Raw genomic sequence first — 20121 nt, forward strand, 5'->3', positions numbered from 1 at the left:
TAACTGTCATTGCAGTTGTCCTCCTCTTATCTACCAGGATTCACATCCTGCAGGAATTAGCACCTTTTAAGCTGTTGCTTAATGGTTGCCGGGCATCGTCGGGCCAGTCCCTCCGCCACTCTTGATAAGAGTTATTATTAAATTTTAAATCAAAAAAGTCTCTCTATATGGAGATAGAGAGACTTAAATATCTGGATTCGCTCTCTTATCTCTCTAGGTTTTAGATCACCTAGTGGAATTGGCACCTGTATTAAGCGACGTTACGCTCAATGGTTGCCGAGGTTTCAAAGGGCCAGTCCCTCCACCTCTCTGGATAAGAATTATTTAATTCCGAGTAATCAACTCGCTTTTGCTTTTCGATATTTATAACTTTAGCATGAGGTCTGAATGATGTCAATATATTTTCTGAATATTTTTGAATATTGTTTTGACTATCTTTCTTGTCTTGATCAAAATGTTTCTCTTTTCATTAGATCTATTGAAATTAATGGCTATCTTCGCTATAATAAATCTTGTCGCCATTTTCATAACATTCATATCATGCGCCCGTAGCTCAGGGGATAGAGCAATGGTTTCCGGTACCATGAGTCGGGGGTTCAAATCCCTCCGGGCGCGTTACTCAAAAAGGTTAGAACAAAATAGTTATCATCACAAAAATCCAAACGTTTACTTTTCGTTTGGATTTTTGTGTGTATTAGTAGGATTATACGACACAACCTGATGGTAATTTTGACATTTTATATGAGTGTGGTATCCGCTCCGGCTTGCCCACTTCGCTTTCCAGGGGGCGCGTCTTCAGCTAACTTTGTAAAGAAGATCACTTTACAAAGTGGATCTTCAGATCGCGCTGATCCCCTAGGAGTCGAAGTGGCCGCCTAGGCTCAATGGAATTCTACATTTTTAACAAATGCTAATATTTTGGATTATCTCTAAAATTTTTTACCACAAAAAGCTAGTGATTATAGCAAAAATACATTCTCTTGCTTCAGTTGTAGAGTATAAAAAAGCGCAGGCGTCGGCTTCCACTCCTGCGGGATGTTTTTATCCGAAGATCCACTTTTTAAGCGCACTTTGCTTAAAAAGTTAGCTGAGGAGAAAAACCCGCGGAAAGGGAAGCCGACAAGCCGGAGCGATTGCGAAGCACATATAATATCTCATAATTACCACTACATTAGTGTCGTATAATCCTACTTTTATTCAGTAATTATATTTTAACGATCACCTTTTTTATGCTTGGTCGTTTAAGCGGCGGTGGTTTGGGGTAGTATGAATATAGAAAATCAAATCTTTTGACCTTTTTTGACCATTGGGTTAAGATGTACATAGTTAGAAAAATACTAACGAAAAAGCAAGTGTTTAAAGGAGGAATTGTTTTATGAATTTAATCCCAACAGTTATTGAACAAACAAACAGAGGCGAACGTGCATATGACATTTATTCTCGCCTATTAAAAGACAGAATTATTATGTTAGGAAGCGGTATTGATGATAATGTATCCAACAGTATCGTAGCGCAACTGCTTTTCTTAGCAGCAGAGGATCCAGATAAAGATATCTCTCTATACATTAACTCACCAGGCGGTTCCATTACTGCAGGTATGGCAATCTATGATACGATGCAGTTCATCAAACCAAATGTTTCTACCATCTGTATCGGTATGGCAGCATCTATGGGTGCCTTCTTACTTGCTGCAGGTGAACCAGGGAAACGTTTTGCATTACCTAATAGTGAAGTAATGATTCACCAACCATTAGGTGGTACGCAAGGTCAAGCGTCAGATATCCAAATCCATGCAAATCGCATTATTGAAATGCGCAAAAAATTAAATCAAATTCTCGCTGATCGAACTGGTCAACCAATTGAAGTAGTAGAAAAAGATACAGATCGTGATAACTTCATGACAGCAGAAAAAGCAAAAGAGTACGGTTTAATTGATAAAGTAATGGAAAAGAAACCATCTGACCTTAATTAAACAGAAAAAAGTGGCGAACTCAATATTCGCCACTTTTTTTATTTTTTTCCTTCTACATACTCTACTAACTCCTTTAATGCCTCCTGTTCGTCTGAACCATCTACGATAATTTTGATCTGAGTTCCTTTTGATAAAGCGAGACTCATCAAACCCATTATACTTTTCGCATTAATTCGTTTTGAATCTTTTTCAATAAAAATTTCTGATGAAAAGCTATTTGCCTTCTGAACAAATTGGGCAGCAGGTCTCGCTTGTAATCCAGGTTCAATTGATATAACTACCTCTTTCTCTAACATGATATTCCCCTCCTGTTTAACATGCACGCTTTAGTAAGCGTTATCATTTTATTTTACTATTTAACAACTCGTCTTATTCATTTTAATGAGATGGGAGGTCCCCCCCCCTATTCATTAATTTACTGGTAATTCTTCATTCCGCAACTGTTCCGCGAATTGATCAATTTTTTTCAAGCGATGATTAATTCCTGATTTACTGATCTTTCCACCAGAAACCATTTCACCTAATTCTTTTAACGATACATCTTGATGTTCCATGCGAAGTTTGGCAATCTCTTGCAATTTATCGGGTAATGCTTCCAAACCAACTGTTTTATCAATAAATCGAATGTTTTCTAATTGTCTAAATGCTGCCCCTATCGTTTTATTAAGGTTAGCTGTCTCACAATTCACCAAACGATTAACGGAGTTTCGCATATCTCTGACGATTCTTACATCTTCAAACTTAAATAAAGCTTGATGTGCACCTATATAGTTTAATAACTCGGTAATTTTTTCTGCTTCTTTGATATAGGTGATGAAACCTTTTTTTCGTTCTAGGATTCGTGCATGTAAACCATATTCATTCAATAAATCACAGAGCGACTGATTGTGCTCTTCATGAAAATTATATATTTCTAAATGATAGGAAGAAGTCTCTGGATTATTAACAGAGCCACCAGCTAAAAATGCTCCTCTTAAATAGGCTCGGCGACAGCACTCTTTTTTCGTATATTTAGTTGAGATCGTTCGAATGAATTGTAACGGTTCAACAAGTATTTCCATATCTTGCAACATTTCTTTTACACCTTTACTCATTCGTACGATATAGACATTATTTTTCTTTAATTTCATCTTTTTCCGTACGAGTAACTCCACCGGAATAGCATACATAGCTTTAATAAGTGTGTAGATGCGGCGCGCAATAGCTGCGTTTTCTGTTTGCACATCCAGGGAGTAATGACTTTTTGAAAAAGAAATTGCGCCATTCATTCGAATTAATGCTGCCAATTCTGATTGTTGACAACAATCATCACTTTCAATTTTCGTTAACTCTTTTTTTATATCTGCCGCAAAAGACAACTTTCTCCCTCCCGTCTCATCCTGTAAAAAGTTGTTACTATATTAATGAACATAATACGTTAGCTACCTTATCCGTGTCATGCCGTAGTGAATGATTACGTTCTTTTACAATATCCTCTTCAATTATTTCTAATCCCATACTTCTTAATTTATCCAAATCATAGCGAACAGGTTCCGCATTTTCTTCTGCATAGACCATTTGTACATCTTGATCAATTGTTCTGTTATGCATTACAATCGCCTGAATACAACCTGTTCCAATATGATCAGCAATGGCTTGTACATGATCGGATGCACTATAATGGTTGGTTTCACCTACCTGTGTCATAACATTACATACATATACGACTTTTGCAGTTGTTTGGCGTAATGCTTCTCCAATTTGTGGAACGATCAAATTTGGAAGTGTGCTGGTATATAGACTTCCAGGTGCAATTACAACAAGATCCGCATCATGGATTGCTTCTACAGCTTCTGGTAAAGGCAGAACTGGATTTGGCTTAAGAAATACCCGTCTAATTCGCTTGTTTGCTTTAGGAATATTTGATTCACCAATCACAATGTCTCCGTCTTCATACTCGGCATGCAAAAACATATTTTGATTTGCTATTGGATAAATATTACCTTTAACATTCAACACGCGAGAGATTTCTTTTATTCCTGTGTAAAAATCGCCTGTAACAGACGTCATAGCAGCTAACAAGAGATTACCCATTGAATGACCTGAAAGGCCATTTCCTTTGGTAAAACGATGTTGGAATAATTCCATCAGCATTGGCTCTACATCTGACAATGCTGCGATCACGTTTCTTATATCCCCCGGTGCTGGCATTTCCATTTCGGATCGCAGACGACCAGAACTGCCTCCATCATCTGCTACCGTTACAATTGCTGATAAATCAATGGGGTGCTGTTTTAGACCGCGCAGTAAAACAGGCATACCCGTTCCACCACCAATCACAACTATTTTCTTGAAATCGGATTGTACCATGTAATTATCCCTTTCGCTTCTCTATATCACGATGACTGACATGTGTGACATAATTTTTTTGAAAATGTTTGGCTAGATGCTCAGCAATTGCGACTGAACGATGTTGACCACCTGTACAACCAATCGCAATCACTAACTGGGTTTTTCCTTCGCGTTTATATTGAGGAAGCATAAATTGTAATAGATCGATCACTTTTTCTAAAAACTTCTGTGTATCTGACCATCTAAAGACGTAAGATGATACTTCCGTGTTTAAGCCTGTTAATGGTTGCAGTTGCTCAACATAATGTGGGTTTGGCAAAAATCGCACATCAAATACTAAGTCTGCATCAATAGGTAAACCGTATTTAAAACCAAAAGAAAGCGCATGAACGGAGAAAATTTCTTGATCCTTTTGACTGTATCTTTGGACAATTTCTTCACGTAATTCCTTAGGCTTTAACTTAGATGTGTCAATAAAATGCTGCGAACGTCCTCTTAATTCATCTAAAATCTTCCGTTCAGCATGAATCCCTTCTAATGGTAAGCCGTCTTGCGCTAAAGGGTGTGAACGTCTTGTTTCTTTATATCGTGAAACTAACACATGATCACTTGCGTCTAAAAACAGAATATGTTCTTCTAACCAATCTTCTTGTCCAAGTGTATCTAATGCTTCAAATAATGTATCAAAAAACTCACGACCTCGTAAATCCATTACAAGTGCGACTTTTTGAATATTATTTGTTGCATCTTTCATCAATTCGAGGAATTTTGGCAGGAGCGCGGGTGGAAGATTATCAACACAATAATAACCAAGATCTTCAAAACTTTGAACGGCTACGGTTTTACCTGCACCTGACATTCCTGTAATAATCACTAATTTTGTTTCTTCAGATTGTCTCCCCATCTCTCATCCACTCCTCTCTTCCACATTTATCACTAACGATTCTATCTTTAATTATACTACTATTATACACGGAGTGAATGACCTCTACCACAAAAAAAATTGGCATAGGTATGAGAACCTATGCCGTCAAGTTATATTTATTAAAAAGGGGGTCAATTAGTTAACTACATTGTATCGCATTTATATTTCGTCCGTGTTACAGCCACGTTAATTTCTATTTACGTGTATATGTCGAAATGATTACAGGACTAGCTTGGAGTATTCACAGCCTCATCTAAATTCTCAATATACGCTTGTGCAGCTTGTGCTGCAATACTTCCATCGCCTGTTGCTGTAACAATTTGACGCAATTCTTTTTCGCGAATATCTCCAGCAGCAAATACACCAGGTACATTTGTTTCCATTTTCTCATTTGTTGGAATATAACCTTCCTCATTAGTAATACCTAATGACTTGAAAGGTTCACTTAATGGCACCATACCGATATAAATGAACGTACCATCTATCGCACGATCATATTCTTCACCTTTGTTTTTATCATAAAGAGTTACACTTCCTACCTTACCATCTTTTTCATTAATGGATTTAACGATCGTGTCCCAAATAAAATCAATTTTTTCATTTTTAAAGGCACGGTCTTGTAGGATTTTTTGAGCACGTAGTTGATCACGTCGGTGAACAATCGTCACTTTTTCGGCGAATTTCGTTAAATAAACTCCTTCTTCAACAGCAGAGTCTCCACCACCAACGACAATTAGTTCTTTTCCTTTGAAGAATGCACCATCACATACCGCACAATATGACACACCTCGACCACCTAGTTCTTCTTCACCAGGCACTCCAATTTTCTTATATTGCGCACCAGTGGTGATGATAAGTGCTTTTGTCTTATATTCTTTAGACCCTGCGACTACTGTTTTATAATCCCCATGATCAATCACTTCTTTAATATCCCCATAAGCATATTCTGCACCAAATTTTTTAGAGTGATCAAACATTTTCGTTGATAGGTCTGGACCTAATATATGGTCATATCCTGGATAGTTTTCGACATCTTCTGTATTCGCCATTTGGCCTCCAGGTATACCTCTTTCAAGCATTAATGTATCTAAATTTGCACGTGATGTGTAAACAGCCGCTGTTAAACCAGCTGGACCAGCACCTGCAATAATAACGTCATACATTTTTTCCTCAGTCATTATTGTCATCCTTTCTCCTTTAACTTATCACTATTATCTTATGCTTATAAAAAAACGTCTAATATTCTGCTCATTCACCTTTTTCCCAAGCTGGAGACTGTACCGAAAGAATGTTATGTTGCTTACATCCCTCTTTCCAGAGACGCATCGCTGAATCTTCCATTCCCAAGTAATATTGACAAGTACTATACCATCTATAATAAGAAGGATGACCCTTTAGTTTAGATTTATGCAGCATTTTAAATCGATCTAACGCTTGTTGATACAAGCCAACCTGAGCAAAAGTGACAGCAATCCGCAATTTTTGTTGTTCATGGATGGGATAGATATTTGCAAGCATTTCCATATAGTAGTCATATTTAGACTGCTTATCCTCATGCTTATAGAAGATAGCCAAATTCATACAACTGAATAAATTATCGGGATGCTCTTCTAAATACTCTTTTTCCAAGGTGATCGCTTCTTCTCTTTCTCCAATAAAAAATAACGCATAATGATATTCATGCCTTGCTTGAGAAAATTCCGGAAACAATGTAAGCATTTCTTCCAAGACCGCGATTGCTTCTTCCCACTCTTCACGTTCTAAATGGTAAAAAGCAGTTTCCTGGTAAATGATCAGATCGTCTTCTTCCTCTAATGTCCAATCATCGTCTTCTTCCTCTTCTTCACTAAAGTCCAATAATTCTAATAATGTGTTAGCTTCTTCCTGAAAATCACCGTCTGGTGCCTTTTCTAAATAAATTTGAGCATATTTAGTTGCATCTTCTAACAAGCCCAAATGTGCGTAATTGTTTGCAATTAAGTAATAGCAGTCAATATATTCCTCACCGTGTTTGGATAATACTTTAGTCAACAATTGATTCGCTAAATGATAGGAACCGATTTCTGTATAAACAATCGAAGCCTGACATTGATATAATGGGTTTTCAGGTTTTTCGGATATCGCTTTTTGAAACCATTTTAAGGAGAGATCAAATTTCTTTTTTTGATAGGCTTCTACACCTTTTGAAAAATAAAAATCCCCTTCAGGAATGAAAGGTATAATGTTTCCTTCTAATTTATTTGGATTTTGCACGTGTGTATCTCCCCTCCCATTCTTCTTTCACTTATATTTTATTCACTCATTAATTTAAAATTCGATGACTTTAGCATTATAACACATTTTGAGCACATTAAAAGACATTTTTTATAAAGTCAGATTACAATCCGGATGTTCCTTTTCGTTAAACCCATCAGCTCATTTTAAAAAAACTTCAAACTGTCTAAACTGATGAATTCAACCATTTCCTGTATAATTATTGTTCAAGGAGGAATTCGATATGAATATTGCGATCATTGGCGCAGGTGCTCTTGGTAGTTATTTTGGAGCAAGATGGATAAAAGCGGGAGCAAATGTGCAATTCATTGTAAGAGAAAAAAGAGCGGCCCAGCTGAAAAAGTATGGTCTGAAAATCAATAGTGTTCACGGTAATGATCTCATTGAAAGTCCGGATCTTGTAACAGATCCAGCTAGCGCAAATGCTGCCGATATTATTGTTATAGCTGTAAAAGGGTACCATTTAAATGGCATTATAGACACCGTCAGCCAGATGATTGATGAAAATACGTATATTCTGCCTATTCTAAATGGATTTCAACATTACTCCATTTTATTCGATCATTTTGGAAAAGATAAAGTATTAGGCGGTTTAGCGAATATTATTGCCACATTGGATGAATTTGGACATGTAGTACATACGAGCAAAATTCATGAGATTCGTTTTGGTGCATTACTAGAGAACCAACAAGAAGTTTGCGAGAAACTAGCTGTTTTGTCAGAGGATGCTAAGATGGCTAGTTCGTATAGTCATGAAATTTTAATGGATATTTGGTATAAGTATATGTTTATTACCGCTTTTTCGGGAATAACCACCGTAAGCAACCTTGAAATAGGTTCACTTCTAAAGCAGGAAGCAACTAAGTCAATCATTGATCATTTATTAAAAGAAATGCAAATTATTGCGAAACATGAGGGTGTAGTACTCGGGGATCAACATTTAGATAAAGCTTGGCAAACGTTGAATAACTTGCCAGCTGACGCTACTTCCTCGATGCATCAGGATTATCGCAAAGGATTGAATATTGAAGTGGATCACCTGCAAGGCGCTGCAATTAATTTAGCGAAGAAACATCAATTGGATGTGCCTTATTTAGAAACAATCTACGGCATCATTAAAGTGAAAACAAGCTAAAATCAGTGCACCCTCAACTACACAAACAGCGAACTTTAGATTTTAGACGGGATAATTGATTGTCTTAACGGGATATATTGGTCTCTTCACGGGATAAATCAACTTATCCCGCCAAGCGAACCAATTATCCCGTTAAGCGCAAAGGATATCCCGTCAAGAGAGGTCCATATCCCGTGAAGAAGAACTTTTCACATGTTTTAATAACGTCTATACGAACGCGTTGTATTAAACATTTGATAAGAATGTGTCATTTTTTTTCCGTTCTTGCATTTGTTCTTTTGTATAAATGACACGCATTGGGTTACCAGCTACAAAAGTACCGGCTTCGACATCTTTATGTACTACCGTCCCTGCCGCGACAATTGCCTGATTGCCAATAGTCACTCCTGGTAAAACCGTACTATTGGCACCAATCATCACTTCGTCACCTATGATTACTTCACCTAATCGGTATTCTTCGATTAAATATTCATGCGCTAAAATAGTGGTGTTATAGCCTATAACGGTATTTTTTCCAACAAAAATCTTCTCAGGAAACATGATGTCTAACATAACCATCAGTGCGAATGCTGTTTGTTGGCCCACTTCCATTTTTAGAAAGTTGCGATACATACTATTTTTCAGCTTTAAAAAAGGAGTGTATCTAGCTAATTGTATAATAAAAAAGTTTTTTACTACTTTCAAAAAAGGTACCGTTATATATATATGCCATAAACTGTTTGCACCTTTAACGCGATAACGTTTCGTTTTCCGCATATTATTCCACTCCAACAATTTTTAATAGGTCACTCATTTCCTCTAGCATATAATCTGGATCATGATCTTCCAAAATTTTTCTACCTTTAATCGTCCAAGCTACTCCTGCTGTCTGTACACCGGCATTATGTCCTGCTTCAATGTCATGGTAATTATCGCCGACCATCATTGTTGTCATTGGATTGGCATGCAGTTCATCTATCGCTTTAAGAATAGGCTCCGGGTGTGGCTTTGCATTTTCAACATCATCAAGTCCAATCAGTACATCAAATAACTGATCCATCCCGGTAATTTTTAATCCTAATTTAGCTGTATCAGATAGCTTTGTTGTAACGATTCCTAATTGAAATCCTGCATTTTTTAACGTTTTAATGGTTTCAACCACCGTAGGATAAGCCTCGACATATTTTTCGTGGTTCGCATAATTATGCTCTCGATAGGTTGTCATCATATCTTCTACTTTTTCAGCGTTGACTTTTTTTAAACTGTCAATTAATGGCGGACCAATAAAATCAAGAATCTCTTCTCTCGTATATGGACGATCCCCATACTTCTCTACTGTATGTGTAAAGGAAGCGATAATTAATTCATTGGTGTCAATCAATGTTCCGTCTAAATCAAATAATATTGTTTCTACTTTCAAATTCATAACCTCCAAAATATTCAAAAAACGCGGTGTTCGACTCCTCTATTAAATAGTGCAGACGTTTTAGTTTATTACGAGAAACGAGCTTTTGCTTCTAAGCAAAAGCTCTTATTTTTATTTTTTCTTATGTTGTCTAATTTTCTTCCCTTGATACGTATGTGTAGTTAAACCTTTTTTGCGACGGTAAATAATCAAAATAACAGCACCGACAATAAGCAGGATGGATATAAATTGTGCTGTTCTTAATTCGCCAACGATATAAAGGCTATCCGTTCTCATACCCTCAATAAAATAGCGACCAATAGAATACCATATGACATAAGTTAAGAACATTTCTCCACGACGAAGTGGGTATTTGCGCAATACTAATAATAAAATAAATCCTGCAATATTCCAAATCGATTCATACAAAAAGGTAGGGTGATACATCGTGCCTTCAATACACATCTGATTCATAATAAAATCTGGTAAGTATTGATGAAAACTTTCATATGTAGATTGTGAAATCGGGCCACCATGTGCTTCTTGGTTCATGAAATTACCCCAGCGTCCAATCGCTTGTCCTAAGATAATACTTGGCGCAGCGATATCAGCAATTTGCCAAAAAGATAGCTTTTTCACTCTTGTAAAGACAATGGCCGTAATAACCGATCCAATTAACGCACCGTGAATCGCAATGCCGCCTTCCCAAACCGCGAAAACTTTCCACCATGGTTCACCAACATAACGATCCCATTCAAAGACAACATAGTATATTCGAGCTGACAAGATAGCTATTGGAATTGCAAATACTACTAGATCAACAATATAATCCTTTTTTACACCTAAACGATCTGCTTCCCTGGTTGCAACCCATAATGCTAAAAAGGCACCAGTAGCTATAATCACCCCATACCAATAGATCGGTAAGGGACCAAGTTGCAGGAATACAGGATCAAGTGCAGGAGCTTCACACGACAAATTCAATCTCCTCCATTCTCTTATCAGGTTGTTAGCGTCTTTTTTTTAGTTGAAAGGTTTTAAAGACCGTTAGCAACATAATTAATCCATATCTAAATCTGTTTCGAATTCTGACTCCTCATGTTCGCCGTTTTGTATCATCTTTGATAGTCGTTGAGAAAATTCTTCTGCTGCATTAACTCCCATTCGTTTCAAACGAAAATTCATGGCAGCCACCTCTATAATAACAGCTAGGTTACGACCAGGTCGAACAGGAAGCGTTGCTTTCGGTATTTTTACATCAATAATTTTCATTGTCTCTTCTTCTAGGCCTAGACGATCGTACTGTTTCTTTTGATCCCATGTCTCGAGATTAATCACAAGCGAGATACGTTTATGGGAACGAACAGATCCGGCACCAAACAATGTCATCACATTGATGATCCCAAGTCCACGAATTTCTAATAGGTGTTCAATTAGTGGTGGTGAAGATCCAATAAGACGATCATAATCCTCTTGACGAATTTCAACACTATCATCTGCTACTAGACGGTGCCCTCTTTTTACTAACTCTAAGGCTGTCTCACTTTTACCTACACCACTTTGTCCTGTGATCAGCACACCGATACCATAGATATCTACTAATACACCATGAACCGCAGTAAAAGGTGCAAATTTTGCTTCAAGGAAATTGGTAATACGGCTTATTACTCGTGTTGTTTTATACGGTGAACGCATTAATGGAACACCCGACATCTCGCATGCTTCAACAAGTTCTTCTGGTATTTCCATATCTCTTGTCACTACAATTCCCGGTGTTATATCTGTACAAAGTCGATAGGAACGATCTTGTTTTTCTTCTTTAGATAACTCAGAGAAATAGGATAATTCTGTTTTCCCTAACAGCTGTAATCGGTCTTTCGGATAATATTTAAAATAACCAGTTAGTTCGATACCCGGACGTGAAACTTCGCTCATAAATATTTCCCGATGCACACCTTCTGAACCTGCGATTAATTCTAACTTAAAACGATCCAACAAATCTTGTGTACGCACTTTTGCCATTACTTAGCCCCCTATTCACATCACATCTTTTTATCTCCATGATGTAACTATTGTAGCACTTTTTTTAAGAGATAGTACAGATTTGTCCAAAAAAAATCATCATTTCACGCTATTTTAAATGGGAGAGACGGTGGAACATAAATAGTGTTCTTAGCTTAAAACACGAACAGTGCGATATTGATACTTACGCAATAGAAGGAAACTGTGCACTAAATGATGTAGTAATTTGACAGTAAATTTGTGCGTAACAACCACTTCGGCTTGTTCGCTTCCCTTTCCATGGGAGTTGAAGCGAACGCCTACGCTAGTTATAGTGCTACAATAGAGGCAAGAGTTTAAATAATGACAATATCGCATAATGTAGATGAAATACTATAGAAAGGTCAAAATGATAGCTGTGACCACAGTTGTAGTATCCATTTAAAGCGAAGGCGTTTGTTTTCACTCCTGCGGGAAGTTTTTACCCTGAAATCCACTTTTTAAGCGAATTTTGCTTAAAAAGTTAGCTTATGGTAAAAACCCGCGGAAAGGAAAACGGGCAAGCCGAAGCAGTTGCAAAGGACATATAAAATCTCATAATTACCAATTCTGCTATTTCGCGGTATCTTCCTACTACGCATAAAATCCAAACGATTCGAGTGTGAGCTTTCGAATCGTTTGGATATTTAAAATTAAGATATTCGTTTTTCGGAACCTCTAGTCTTTAATTATTTTGTTGATAATTAAATTCATGATCGAGAATAGGATGGCTGCAATGATTGCTGGTCCGAAACCTTCAATTGTAAAATTGTCTCCTAGTAACAATTGTGTAAGCCACAGGGTCACAGCGTTTATCACAAATAAAAACAAACCTAAAGTTAATATGGTGACAGGTAATGTCAAAAGAACTAAGATCGGTTTAACTATTACATTTAAAACGGCAAGTATCACGGCAGCAATCAACGCTACAACAAATCCATCTATCATAAATCCTTCAAATAGATAATCAATCAGCATTAATGCTAAAGCATTAAAAACAAGCGATAATATCCAACGCATTTTACTCGACCCCTCTTCTCGGTATGATAATAGCAGCTGCTATATACAGTATAAAAAGTGGAAATCCTGCAGTGAATATTAACAAAATGATGAAGATTAAACGCAGGATGGTGGCATCTAAATTTGTCGTTTCTGCTATACCACCTAACACACCAGCAACCATTTGGTTTGAATTCGAACGATACAATTGTTTTGACATGTTTATCCTCCTTTACACTCCATTCTATACTTTTCCACAAAGTGATAAGGATAAACCTCTGATATCATTCTATGTTTAAATTTCATTTGTCATGTCTTAAAATTTCCAAGTATAGAAAGATTCTACCCCTAACCACTGTTTAGCAGCTTCTTCCATATCTTCTTCTTCCTGCTTCATTTTTGCCAGCATTCCATCTGCTTGTGATTTATGCGCCATTATCGTTTCAAACTTTTTATGAAAGACAGAACCTACATCTTTTTGAATGTCTGGTTCACCAATTTCCTCTACATGGGTTCTGCTGATTGCTTGAGCCCAAACAACTGGACGTTGATCTACAGGGAATTTCTCAACGGCTCTGATTGCAGCAGCTCCAAATGCATCATGATCTGGATGGACCGCGTGTCCTGGGTAATGTGTAATCACCAATGACGGCTTTATTTTATCTAGATAGGTAAAAATATGGTCAGCTACCTCTTCCGTTGACTCGAATTCAAGAGTTTTATCACGATACCCTAACATTTCTAATTCTACATCCATCACTTCACATGCTTTGATCAATTCAGATTTTCTGATTTCCGGCAATGTTTCTCTGGTTGCAAAAGTTGGATTGCCCATATTACGGCCCATCTCACCTAATGTTCCGCATAAATATGTAACTGGAATCCCTTGTTCGCGAAAGGTTGTGATCGTTCCAGATGCTCCAAACGCTTCATCATCTGGGTGTGGATATATTACTACAACATGCTCAGACACTATAATTCCTCCTTCACATTAATAATTAAATGGTGTTTCACTTATTTGCAAGGCAACCATCAAACGTCCTTCACGGTCATGGCCTGCCATTAATAATTTATTATTTTCATCTACTTCATACTGGTTAACACCTTCAGCATAAATCCAGCCAATATCTAACTTAAGACCCACACGATATGTTGTTCCAGCACCTACGACTTTACCTCGTTGGTAACTTACCTTAGCATTTCTAATAAATGCACCAACATTATACGCATCTTGATTAAAATGACTCGCATACGCCCCATTGGTTGTCTCCAAGTGTACGTATACATCTTTATTGGCATGTTGGTCGATCAATTTTTGCAAATGATTTATTTCAATTGGTTCCATAGTGGGATGCCTCCTCTTCCTACTTTCATAATTTATTTTAGCACAGTATGATCAATAGTTCTTGTTATACAGATTGAAATTTCCCTTCTTTTAAAAATTACGTACTGACTACTCTTATAATACTGGCAACTTCGAGGGCATTACTGTCAAATTCTTGGATTTACTGGCAACTCTGAGAGTATTACTGTTAACTTCTCGAAATTACTGGCAACTCTGATAGTATTACTGGCAACTTCTCGGAATTACTGGCAACTCTGATAGTATTACTGGCAACTTCTCGGAATTACTGGCAACTCTGATAGTATTACTGGCAACTTCTCGGAATTACTGGCAACTCTGATAGTATTACTGGCAACTTCGAAAATTTTATGACCCACTAAAAAAGGGACTGCCCTCTAATATTGAAGGCTGTCCTTTTATCACTACTCCCACTGGCTAAATTAATTATTTATTTTAGCTTCCATTCGTTTTTTATCTCTTTCCAGAATTGGTTTAAGGTATCTTCCTGTATGAGATTCTTCAACTTCAGCTACTTCTTCTGGTGTACCTGTTGCAACGATCGTCCCTCCACCATCGCCACCTTCTGGACCGAGATCGATAATGTAATCAGAGGCTTTGATAACGTCTAAGTTGTGTTCGATGATGATTACGGTATCACCGTTATCAACTAACCTTTGAATCACAACTAGCAATCTGGAAATATCATCAATATGCAAGCCGGTCGTTGGCTCGTCTAATATATAAAGGGATTTACCATTGGAACGACGATGAAGTTCACTAGCCAATTTTACACGCTGGGCTTCCCCACCAGACAATGTAGTGGCAGGTTGGCCTAGTCGAACATATCCCAATCCTACATCATAAACCGTTTCTACTTTACGTTTAATCTTCGGAATATTTTCGAAGAATTTTAATGCTTCTTCGATTGTCATATCTAATACATCCGCAATATTTTTACCTTTATATTTCACTTCTAATGTTTCACGATTGTATCGTTTTCCGTCACATACTTCACATGGTACATAAACGTCAGGTAAAAAGTGCATTTCGATTTTGATAATACCGTCACCACGACAGGCTTCACAGCGTCCACCCTTGACATTAAAACTAAAGCGACCTTTTTTGTAACCGCGAATTTTTGCTTCATTAGTTTGGGCAAAAACATCACGAATATCATCGAACATTCCAGTATATGTGGCCGGATTCGATCTAGGTGTTCTGCCAATTGGTGATTGATTAATATCGATTACCTTTTCTAGATGTTCGATTCCTTTCATTTCTTTATGCTTACCAGGCTTTTGTTTCGCCCGGTGCAGGTTTGCTGCCAGACTCTTATGCAAAATCTCATTAATTAAACTACTTTTCCCTGATCCTGACACACCGGTGACAGCCGTATAAATACCGATAGGAATTTTTACATCGACATTTTTTAAATTGTTTTCTTCTGCACCAATAATTTCAAGATAGCGCCCATCGTTTTCATGGCGCCTTGCTGGAACTGAAATGAATTTCTCACCTGACAGATATTGTCCGGTTAATGATTTTTTCTTCTTTTTCACTTGATTCGGTGTACCTTGGGCGATAATTTCACCGCCATGTTCACCAGCGCCAGGTCCGATATCGATTAAATAATCGGCCGCAAGCATCGTATCTTCATCATGCTCGACGACAATCAGCGTATTACCTAAATCACGCATTCTTTCTAACGTTTGAATTAAACGATCATTATCACGCTGATGAAGACCAATCGATGGTTCATCCAACACATATAACACACCTGTTAGAGCGGAGCCAATTTGAGTTGCCAGTCGAATTCGCTGTGCCTCTCCACCAGACAGGGAACCTGCTGAGCGTGATAAAGTTAAATAATCTAAACCTACATTTTGCAGAAAGCTTAAGCGATCATCCAGTTCTCGGACAATCATGGCGGCGATTTGTTTTTCTTTTTCAGATAATGAAAGAGTAGCAAAAAAGTTATTTGCTTCCGTAACAGACATTTCGGTTACTTGACCAATATGCAGATCGTTCACTTTTATTGCTAATGCCTCTTCCTTCAACCGATAGCCGTTACAGCTTGGACAAGCTGTGTTCGCCATATATTTTTCCATCTGCTCACGAATAAAATCGGACGATGTTTCTCGATATCGACGAGCAATATTATTTAATACCCCTTCAAAGAATATCGAGGTTTCACGTCTCATACCGTATTCATTTTCATAATTGAATTCAATCTTTTCTTTTCCACTACCATGCAAAATTTTATCTAATTGTTTCTTAGTGAGCTTCTTAACTGGTACATCCATATCGATCTTGAAATGTTTACATACACTCTTTAATAATTGCGGGTAATACTGTGAACTGATTGGTTCCCATGGCACGATAGCACCTTGATTTAAGGTTAACTCCTTATTTGGGATCACAAGGTCTACATCTACTTTTAATTGTGAACCTAAACCATCACAGGTCTGACAAGCTCCCCATGGACTATTAAAAGAAAATAATCTTGGTTCCAATTCATCAATCGAAAATCCACAAATCGGACAAGCATGATTTTCGCTAAATAATAACTCTTCATCATCGATAATGTCGACAATTACTTTACCGTCACCCAGTTTTAATGCAGTTTCCAATGAATCAGAAAGACGTCCTGCGATGCCTTCTTTTACGACAATTCGGTCAATAACTACTTCGATCGAATGTTTTTTATTTTTATCTAACTGGATATCATCGCTTATCTCACGCATCTCACTATCAATACGCAGACGAATATATCCTTCTTTTTGTAAGTCTTCTAATACTTTTACATGTGTGCCTTTTCGCCCTGATACAACAGGTGCAAGTATTTGTAATTTCGTACGTTCTGGGTAAGCAAGGATACGATCGACCATTTGCTCTACCGTCTGTGAAGTAATTTCTTCACCATGAATTGGACATATCGGATGTCCGATTCTGGCAAAAAGTAAACGCATGTAATCATAAATTTCAGTTACAGTCCCGACAGTTGACCGCGGATTTCGACTGGTTGTTTTTTGATCAATCGAAATTGCTGGTGATAAACCTTCAATTGAATCAACATCCGGTTTATCCATTTGTCCTAAAAACTGACGAGCATAAGCAGACAATGATTCGACATATCGTCTTTGACCTTCTGCATATATCGTATCAAAGGCTAATGAGGATTTACCAGAACCAGATAAACCAGTTAGTACGACTAGCTTGTCTTTTGGAATGTCAATTGATAGATTTTTTAAATTATGTGCGCGTGCACCTTTTATTGAAATGCTTTTTCTAGCCATTACATTCACCCTTCTGCTTTCAATTCTAATACAGCATCACGAAGCTCTGCTGCTCGTTCGAAGTCGAGGTCGCGAGCCGCTTGTTTCATTTCGGCTTCCATTTTCTCGATTAATGCTTGTTTTTCTTTTTTGGTCATTTCTTTGACTTTTTTTGCTGTGCCTTCGTATTTCTCTTCATCTTCCGCTGCGATTGTGGCACGGATGACGTCTCGTACTTTTTTGTTAATCGTTGTAGGAGTAATACCATGTTTTTCGTTATATGCTTGTTGTTTTTCACGACGTCGATACGTTTCATCGATCGCCTTTTTCATGGAATCCGTCATTTTATCCGCATACATGATAACCATACCTTTTTCGTTACGGGCAGCACGCCCCATTGTCTGAATTAAGGATCGTTCAGATCGTAAGAAGCCTTCTTTATCCGCATCTAAAATCGTAACAAGCGATACTTCTGGAATATCCAATCCTTCTCGTAAAAGGTTAATACCGACAATTACATCGTATTTTCCAACCCGTAAATCACGAATAACTTCAATTCGTTCCAACGTTTTAATTTCCGAGTGTAAATAGGCAACTTTTAAACCAACTTCTTTTAAATAATCGGTCAAATCTTCCGACATTTTTTTAGTCAAAGTTGTCACTAGCACCCGTTCATTACGATCGACCCGTTTATTAATTTCACCGATCAGATCATCGACCTGACCATCGATTGGTCGAACATCGACAACGGGATCTAATAAACCAGTCGGCCGAATGATTTGTTCTGTCATGTATGGTGTATGTTCTAATTCATACGGACCAGGTGTAGCTGATACAAAGATAAGTTGGTTCGCCTTTTTATCAAATTCATCAAAGGTTAACGGGCGATTATCTAACGCTGATGGTAAACGAAATCCATGATCAACTAATACTTGTTTACGAGCCTGGTCTCCATTATACATACCACGAATTTGCGGTAAGGTAACATGGGATTCATCAATTACAATTAATGAATCCTCTGGAAAGTAATCGATTAACGTATACGGCGTTGAACCTGGTTCACGTAACGTTAAATGACGTGAATAATTTTCAATGCCTGAGCAGAAGCCCATTTCTTCCATCATCTCGAGATCATAATTGGTTCTTTGCTCAAGACGTTGTGCTTCCAATAATTTATCTTCTTCACGAAATTTTGCTAGTTGTTCGTTTAATTCTTCTTTGATATTAACCATTGCTTTTTTTAATTTTTCTTCACCAGTGACGAAGTGAGATGCTGGGAAAATAGCAATATGCTCACGGTCACCGATTATTTCACCTGTTAATGCGTCCACCTCACGTATCCGATCGATTTCATCACCAAAAAATTCAACACGCAGACAATGTTCCTCACGGGATGCTGGAATAATCTCCACCGAATCCCCGCGAACTCGGAATGTTCCACGCTGAAAATCAATGTCATTCCGTGCATATTGAATATCGACAAGTCCTCGTAGTAATTGGTCACGATCTTTCTCCATACCGACTCGTAAAGACAGGACTTGATTTCGGTATTCTTCAGGTGAACCTAAACCATAAATACATGAGACACTCGCTACTATTAAGACATCATTTCGTTCAAAAAGGGATGAGGTCGCTGAGTGACGTAGCTTATCAATCTCATCATTGACACTGGCATCCTTTTCAATAAATGTATCTGTTGATGGTACATATGCCTCTGGTTGATAGTAGTCATAATAACTAACAAAATATTCGACAGCGTTATTCGGAAAAAACTCTTTGAATTCACTATAAAGCTGACCGGCCAACGTTTTATTGTGAGCGATAACTAATGTTGGTTTGTTGATTTCTGTCACCACATTGGAAATCGTAAATGTCTTCCCTGTACCTGTTGCGCCAAGTAGAGTCTGGTGGCGTTTGTTTTGTTTGACACCCGTAACTAATTCTTTAATCGCGCCAGGTTGATCACCTTGGGGTTGATATGGTGCCTGTAAAGAAAAGGTTTGTTGTTCCAAATCAATTCCTCCGTTCTTTTTGCTAGAAATAGTATACACTATATTTTATAAAAAAGCGAACAAATATTCGTTTTTTGATTTCTTAACTCTTTCTTCATTATAACCAAAGCGGTCAGGATGTTAAAAAGATATGATGTAATTAATTAGAAAGAGGCTGAGAAATAGTTATTATGCTTATCCGCAAACCCAAATGAAGAAATATGCTTTTTACTTAATATGAGGATACTGCGTAATAAATGATGTGGTAATTTTGACATAGTGTGTGTGCTTAGAAACCGCTACGGCTTGTCCGCTTCCCTTTCCACGTTTTTTTCTTCTCAGCTAACTTTGGTAAGCAAAAACCGCTTACCAAAGTGGATATTCGGATAAAAATATCCCGTAGGAGTGGAAGCGGACGCCTAAGCTAATTTGGATTCTACAACGCTAGCA

Annotated in this window: 18 protein-coding genes, 1 tRNA gene and 2 riboswitches; of the genes, 3 read left to right on the forward strand and 16 right to left on the reverse strand. The window is 37.6% G+C overall.

The window, feature by feature from the left end; translation table 11 throughout:
- Positions 1–23: 23 nt before the first annotated feature.
- A riboswitch (SAM riboswitch) is annotated at positions 24–131 on the reverse strand.
- A 71-nt stretch (positions 132–202) separates the two neighbouring features.
- A riboswitch (SAM riboswitch) is annotated at positions 203–320 on the reverse strand.
- Between the two features lie 222 nt (positions 321–542).
- Together BUC25_RS06825 and clpP are read left to right on the forward strand one after the other, a co-directional pair.
- A tRNA-Arg gene (locus tag BUC25_RS06825) sits at positions 543–615 on the forward strand.
- Positions 616–1375: 760 nt separating this feature from the next.
- Positions 1376–1972, forward strand: a complete 597-nt coding sequence (gene clpP / locus BUC25_RS06830; RefSeq protein WP_073201042.1) for an ATP-dependent Clp endopeptidase proteolytic subunit ClpP — start codon at positions 1376–1378, stop codon at positions 1970–1972.
- Positions 1973–2010: 38 nt separating this feature from the next.
- Here the strand turns inward: clpP and BUC25_RS06835 are convergent, their stop codons facing one another.
- The 6 genes from BUC25_RS06835 to BUC25_RS06860 form a co-directional block, all read right to left on the reverse strand.
- Positions 2011–2268 (reverse strand): HPr family phosphocarrier protein, encoded by a 258-nt coding sequence (locus BUC25_RS06835; RefSeq protein ID WP_073201044.1) that lies wholly within the window; start codon positions 2266–2268, stop codon positions 2011–2013.
- 114 nt (positions 2269–2382) lie between these two features.
- Positions 2383–3330 (reverse strand): DNA-binding protein WhiA, encoded by a 948-nt coding sequence (gene whiA / locus BUC25_RS06840; RefSeq protein WP_073201046.1) that lies wholly within the window; start codon positions 3328–3330, stop codon positions 2383–2385.
- A gap of 37 nt (positions 3331–3367) precedes the next feature.
- A complete protein-coding gene (locus tag BUC25_RS06845; RefSeq protein WP_073201048.1) occupies positions 3368–4321 on the reverse strand; it encodes a gluconeogenesis factor YvcK family protein in 954 nt (317 codons plus the stop codon).
- Positions 4322–4325: 4 nt separating this feature from the next.
- Positions 4326–5207, reverse strand: coding sequence for an RNase adapter RapZ (rapZ, locus tag BUC25_RS06850; RefSeq protein ID WP_073201050.1), 882 nt, complete (start codon positions 5205–5207; stop codon positions 4326–4328).
- A 248-nt stretch (positions 5208–5455) separates the two neighbouring features.
- Positions 5456–6406 carry a thioredoxin-disulfide reductase gene (gene trxB / locus BUC25_RS06855; protein WP_073201053.1) on the reverse strand — a complete coding sequence of 317 codons (951 nt, stop codon included), beginning with the start codon at positions 6404–6406 and terminating at the stop codon, positions 5456–5458.
- A 70-nt stretch (positions 6407–6476) separates the two neighbouring features.
- Complete coding sequence (locus BUC25_RS06860; RefSeq protein WP_073201055.1) at positions 6477–7481, reverse strand: tetratricopeptide repeat protein; 1005 nt, start codon at positions 7479–7481, stop codon at positions 6477–6479.
- Between the two features lie 244 nt (positions 7482–7725).
- On the opposite strand from BUC25_RS06860, the gene BUC25_RS06865 reads away from it, so the two are divergent.
- Positions 7726–8637, forward strand: coding sequence for a ketopantoate reductase family protein (locus tag BUC25_RS06865; protein WP_073201057.1), 912 nt, complete (start codon positions 7726–7728; stop codon positions 8635–8637).
- 225 nt (positions 8638–8862) lie between these two features.
- Here the strand turns inward: BUC25_RS06865 and BUC25_RS06870 are convergent, their stop codons facing one another.
- The 10 genes from BUC25_RS06870 to uvrB all read right to left on the reverse strand — a co-directional run bounded on the left by BUC25_RS06870 (position 8863) and on the right by uvrB (position 19692).
- Complete coding sequence (locus BUC25_RS06870) at positions 8863–9393, reverse strand: acyltransferase (protein WP_073201060.1); 531 nt, start codon at positions 9391–9393, stop codon at positions 8863–8865.
- A 1-nt stretch (position 9394) separates the two neighbouring features.
- Complete coding sequence (gene ppaX / locus BUC25_RS06875) at positions 9395–10036, reverse strand: pyrophosphatase PpaX (RefSeq protein ID WP_073201063.1); 642 nt, start codon at positions 10034–10036, stop codon at positions 9395–9397.
- A 117-nt stretch (positions 10037–10153) separates the two neighbouring features.
- Positions 10154–10999: a prolipoprotein diacylglyceryl transferase gene (lgt, locus tag BUC25_RS06880; protein WP_073201065.1), complete on the reverse strand. Its 846-nt coding sequence runs from the start codon at positions 10997–10999 to the stop codon at positions 10154–10156.
- Positions 11000–11080: 81 nt separating this feature from the next.
- Positions 11081–12043, reverse strand: coding sequence for an HPr(Ser) kinase/phosphatase (hprK, locus tag BUC25_RS06885; RefSeq protein ID WP_073201068.1), 963 nt, complete (start codon positions 12041–12043; stop codon positions 11081–11083).
- 696 nt (positions 12044–12739) lie between these two features.
- Positions 12740–13081 (reverse strand): phage holin family protein, encoded by a 342-nt coding sequence (locus BUC25_RS06890; RefSeq protein ID WP_073201070.1) that lies wholly within the window; start codon positions 13079–13081, stop codon positions 12740–12742.
- Position 13082: 1 nt separating this feature from the next.
- On the reverse strand, positions 13083–13280 hold the full coding sequence (locus BUC25_RS06895) for a PspC domain-containing protein (RefSeq protein ID WP_073201071.1): 198 nt from the start codon (positions 13278–13280) through the stop codon (positions 13083–13085).
- Positions 13281–13376: 96 nt separating this feature from the next.
- Positions 13377–14033 (reverse strand): bacillithiol biosynthesis deacetylase BshB2, encoded by a 657-nt coding sequence (gene bshB2 / locus BUC25_RS06900; RefSeq protein WP_073201074.1) that lies wholly within the window; start codon positions 14031–14033, stop codon positions 13377–13379.
- 18 nt (positions 14034–14051) lie between these two features.
- Complete coding sequence (locus BUC25_RS06905) at positions 14052–14405, reverse strand: YojF family protein (RefSeq protein WP_073201076.1); 354 nt, start codon at positions 14403–14405, stop codon at positions 14052–14054.
- Positions 14406–14845: 440 nt separating this feature from the next.
- Positions 14846–17701, reverse strand: a complete 2856-nt coding sequence (uvrA, locus tag BUC25_RS06910) for an excinuclease ABC subunit UvrA (RefSeq protein ID WP_073201078.1) — start codon at positions 17699–17701, stop codon at positions 14846–14848.
- A 5-nt stretch (positions 17702–17706) separates the two neighbouring features.
- The gene (gene uvrB, locus BUC25_RS06915; protein ID WP_073201080.1) at positions 17707–19692 is read right to left on the reverse strand and encodes an excinuclease ABC subunit UvrB; all 1986 of its coding nucleotides are present in this window, start codon (positions 19690–19692) and stop codon (positions 17707–17709) included.
- Positions 19693–20121: the final 429 nt, after the last annotated feature.

Source organism: Gracilibacillus kekensis (genome assembly GCF_900143085.1).
In the GTDB taxonomy this organism is placed as follows: Bacteria; Bacillota; Bacilli; order Bacillales; family Amphibacillaceae; genus Gracilibacillus; species Gracilibacillus kekensis.

What these genes read in the sequence shown, in the direction of transcription:
- uvrA (WP_073201078.1), bottom strand. Translation starts at nt 17,701, where the DNA reads ATGGCTAGAAAAAGCATTTCAATAAAAGGTGCACGCGCACATAATTTA.
- BUC25_RS06865 (WP_073201057.1), top strand. Translation starts at nt 7,726, where the DNA reads ATGAATATTGCGATCATTGGCGCAGGTGCTCTTGGTAGTTATTTTGGA.
- BUC25_RS06845 (WP_073201048.1), bottom strand. Translation starts at nt 4,321, where the DNA reads ATGGTACAATCCGATTTCAAGAAAATAGTTGTGATTGGTGGTGGAACG.
- BUC25_RS06895 (WP_073201071.1), bottom strand. Translation starts at nt 13,280, where the DNA reads ATGTCAAAACAATTGTATCGTTCGAATTCAAACCAAATGGTTGCTGGT.
- BUC25_RS06835 (WP_073201044.1), bottom strand. Translation starts at nt 2,268, where the DNA reads ATGTTAGAGAAAGAGGTAGTTATATCAATTGAACCTGGATTACAAGCG.
- BUC25_RS06905 (WP_073201076.1), bottom strand. Translation starts at nt 14,405, where the DNA reads ATGGAACCAATTGAAATAAATCATTTGCAAAAATTGATCGACCAACAT.
- trxB (WP_073201053.1), bottom strand. Translation starts at nt 6,406, where the DNA reads ATGACTGAGGAAAAAATGTATGACGTTATTATTGCAGGTGCTGGTCCA.
- clpP (WP_073201042.1), top strand. Translation starts at nt 1,376, where the DNA reads ATGAATTTAATCCCAACAGTTATTGAACAAACAAACAGAGGCGAACGT.
- hprK (WP_073201068.1), bottom strand. Translation starts at nt 12,043, where the DNA reads ATGGCAAAAGTGCGTACACAAGATTTGTTGGATCGTTTTAAGTTAGAA.
- rapZ (WP_073201050.1), bottom strand. Translation starts at nt 5,207, where the DNA reads ATGGGGAGACAATCTGAAGAAACAAAATTAGTGATTATTACAGGAATG.
- BUC25_RS06870 (WP_073201060.1), bottom strand. Translation starts at nt 9,393, where the DNA reads ATGCGGAAAACGAAACGTTATCGCGTTAAAGGTGCAAACAGTTTATGG.
- BUC25_RS06890 (WP_073201070.1), bottom strand. Translation starts at nt 13,081, where the DNA reads ATGCGTTGGATATTATCGCTTGTTTTTAATGCTTTAGCATTAATGCTG.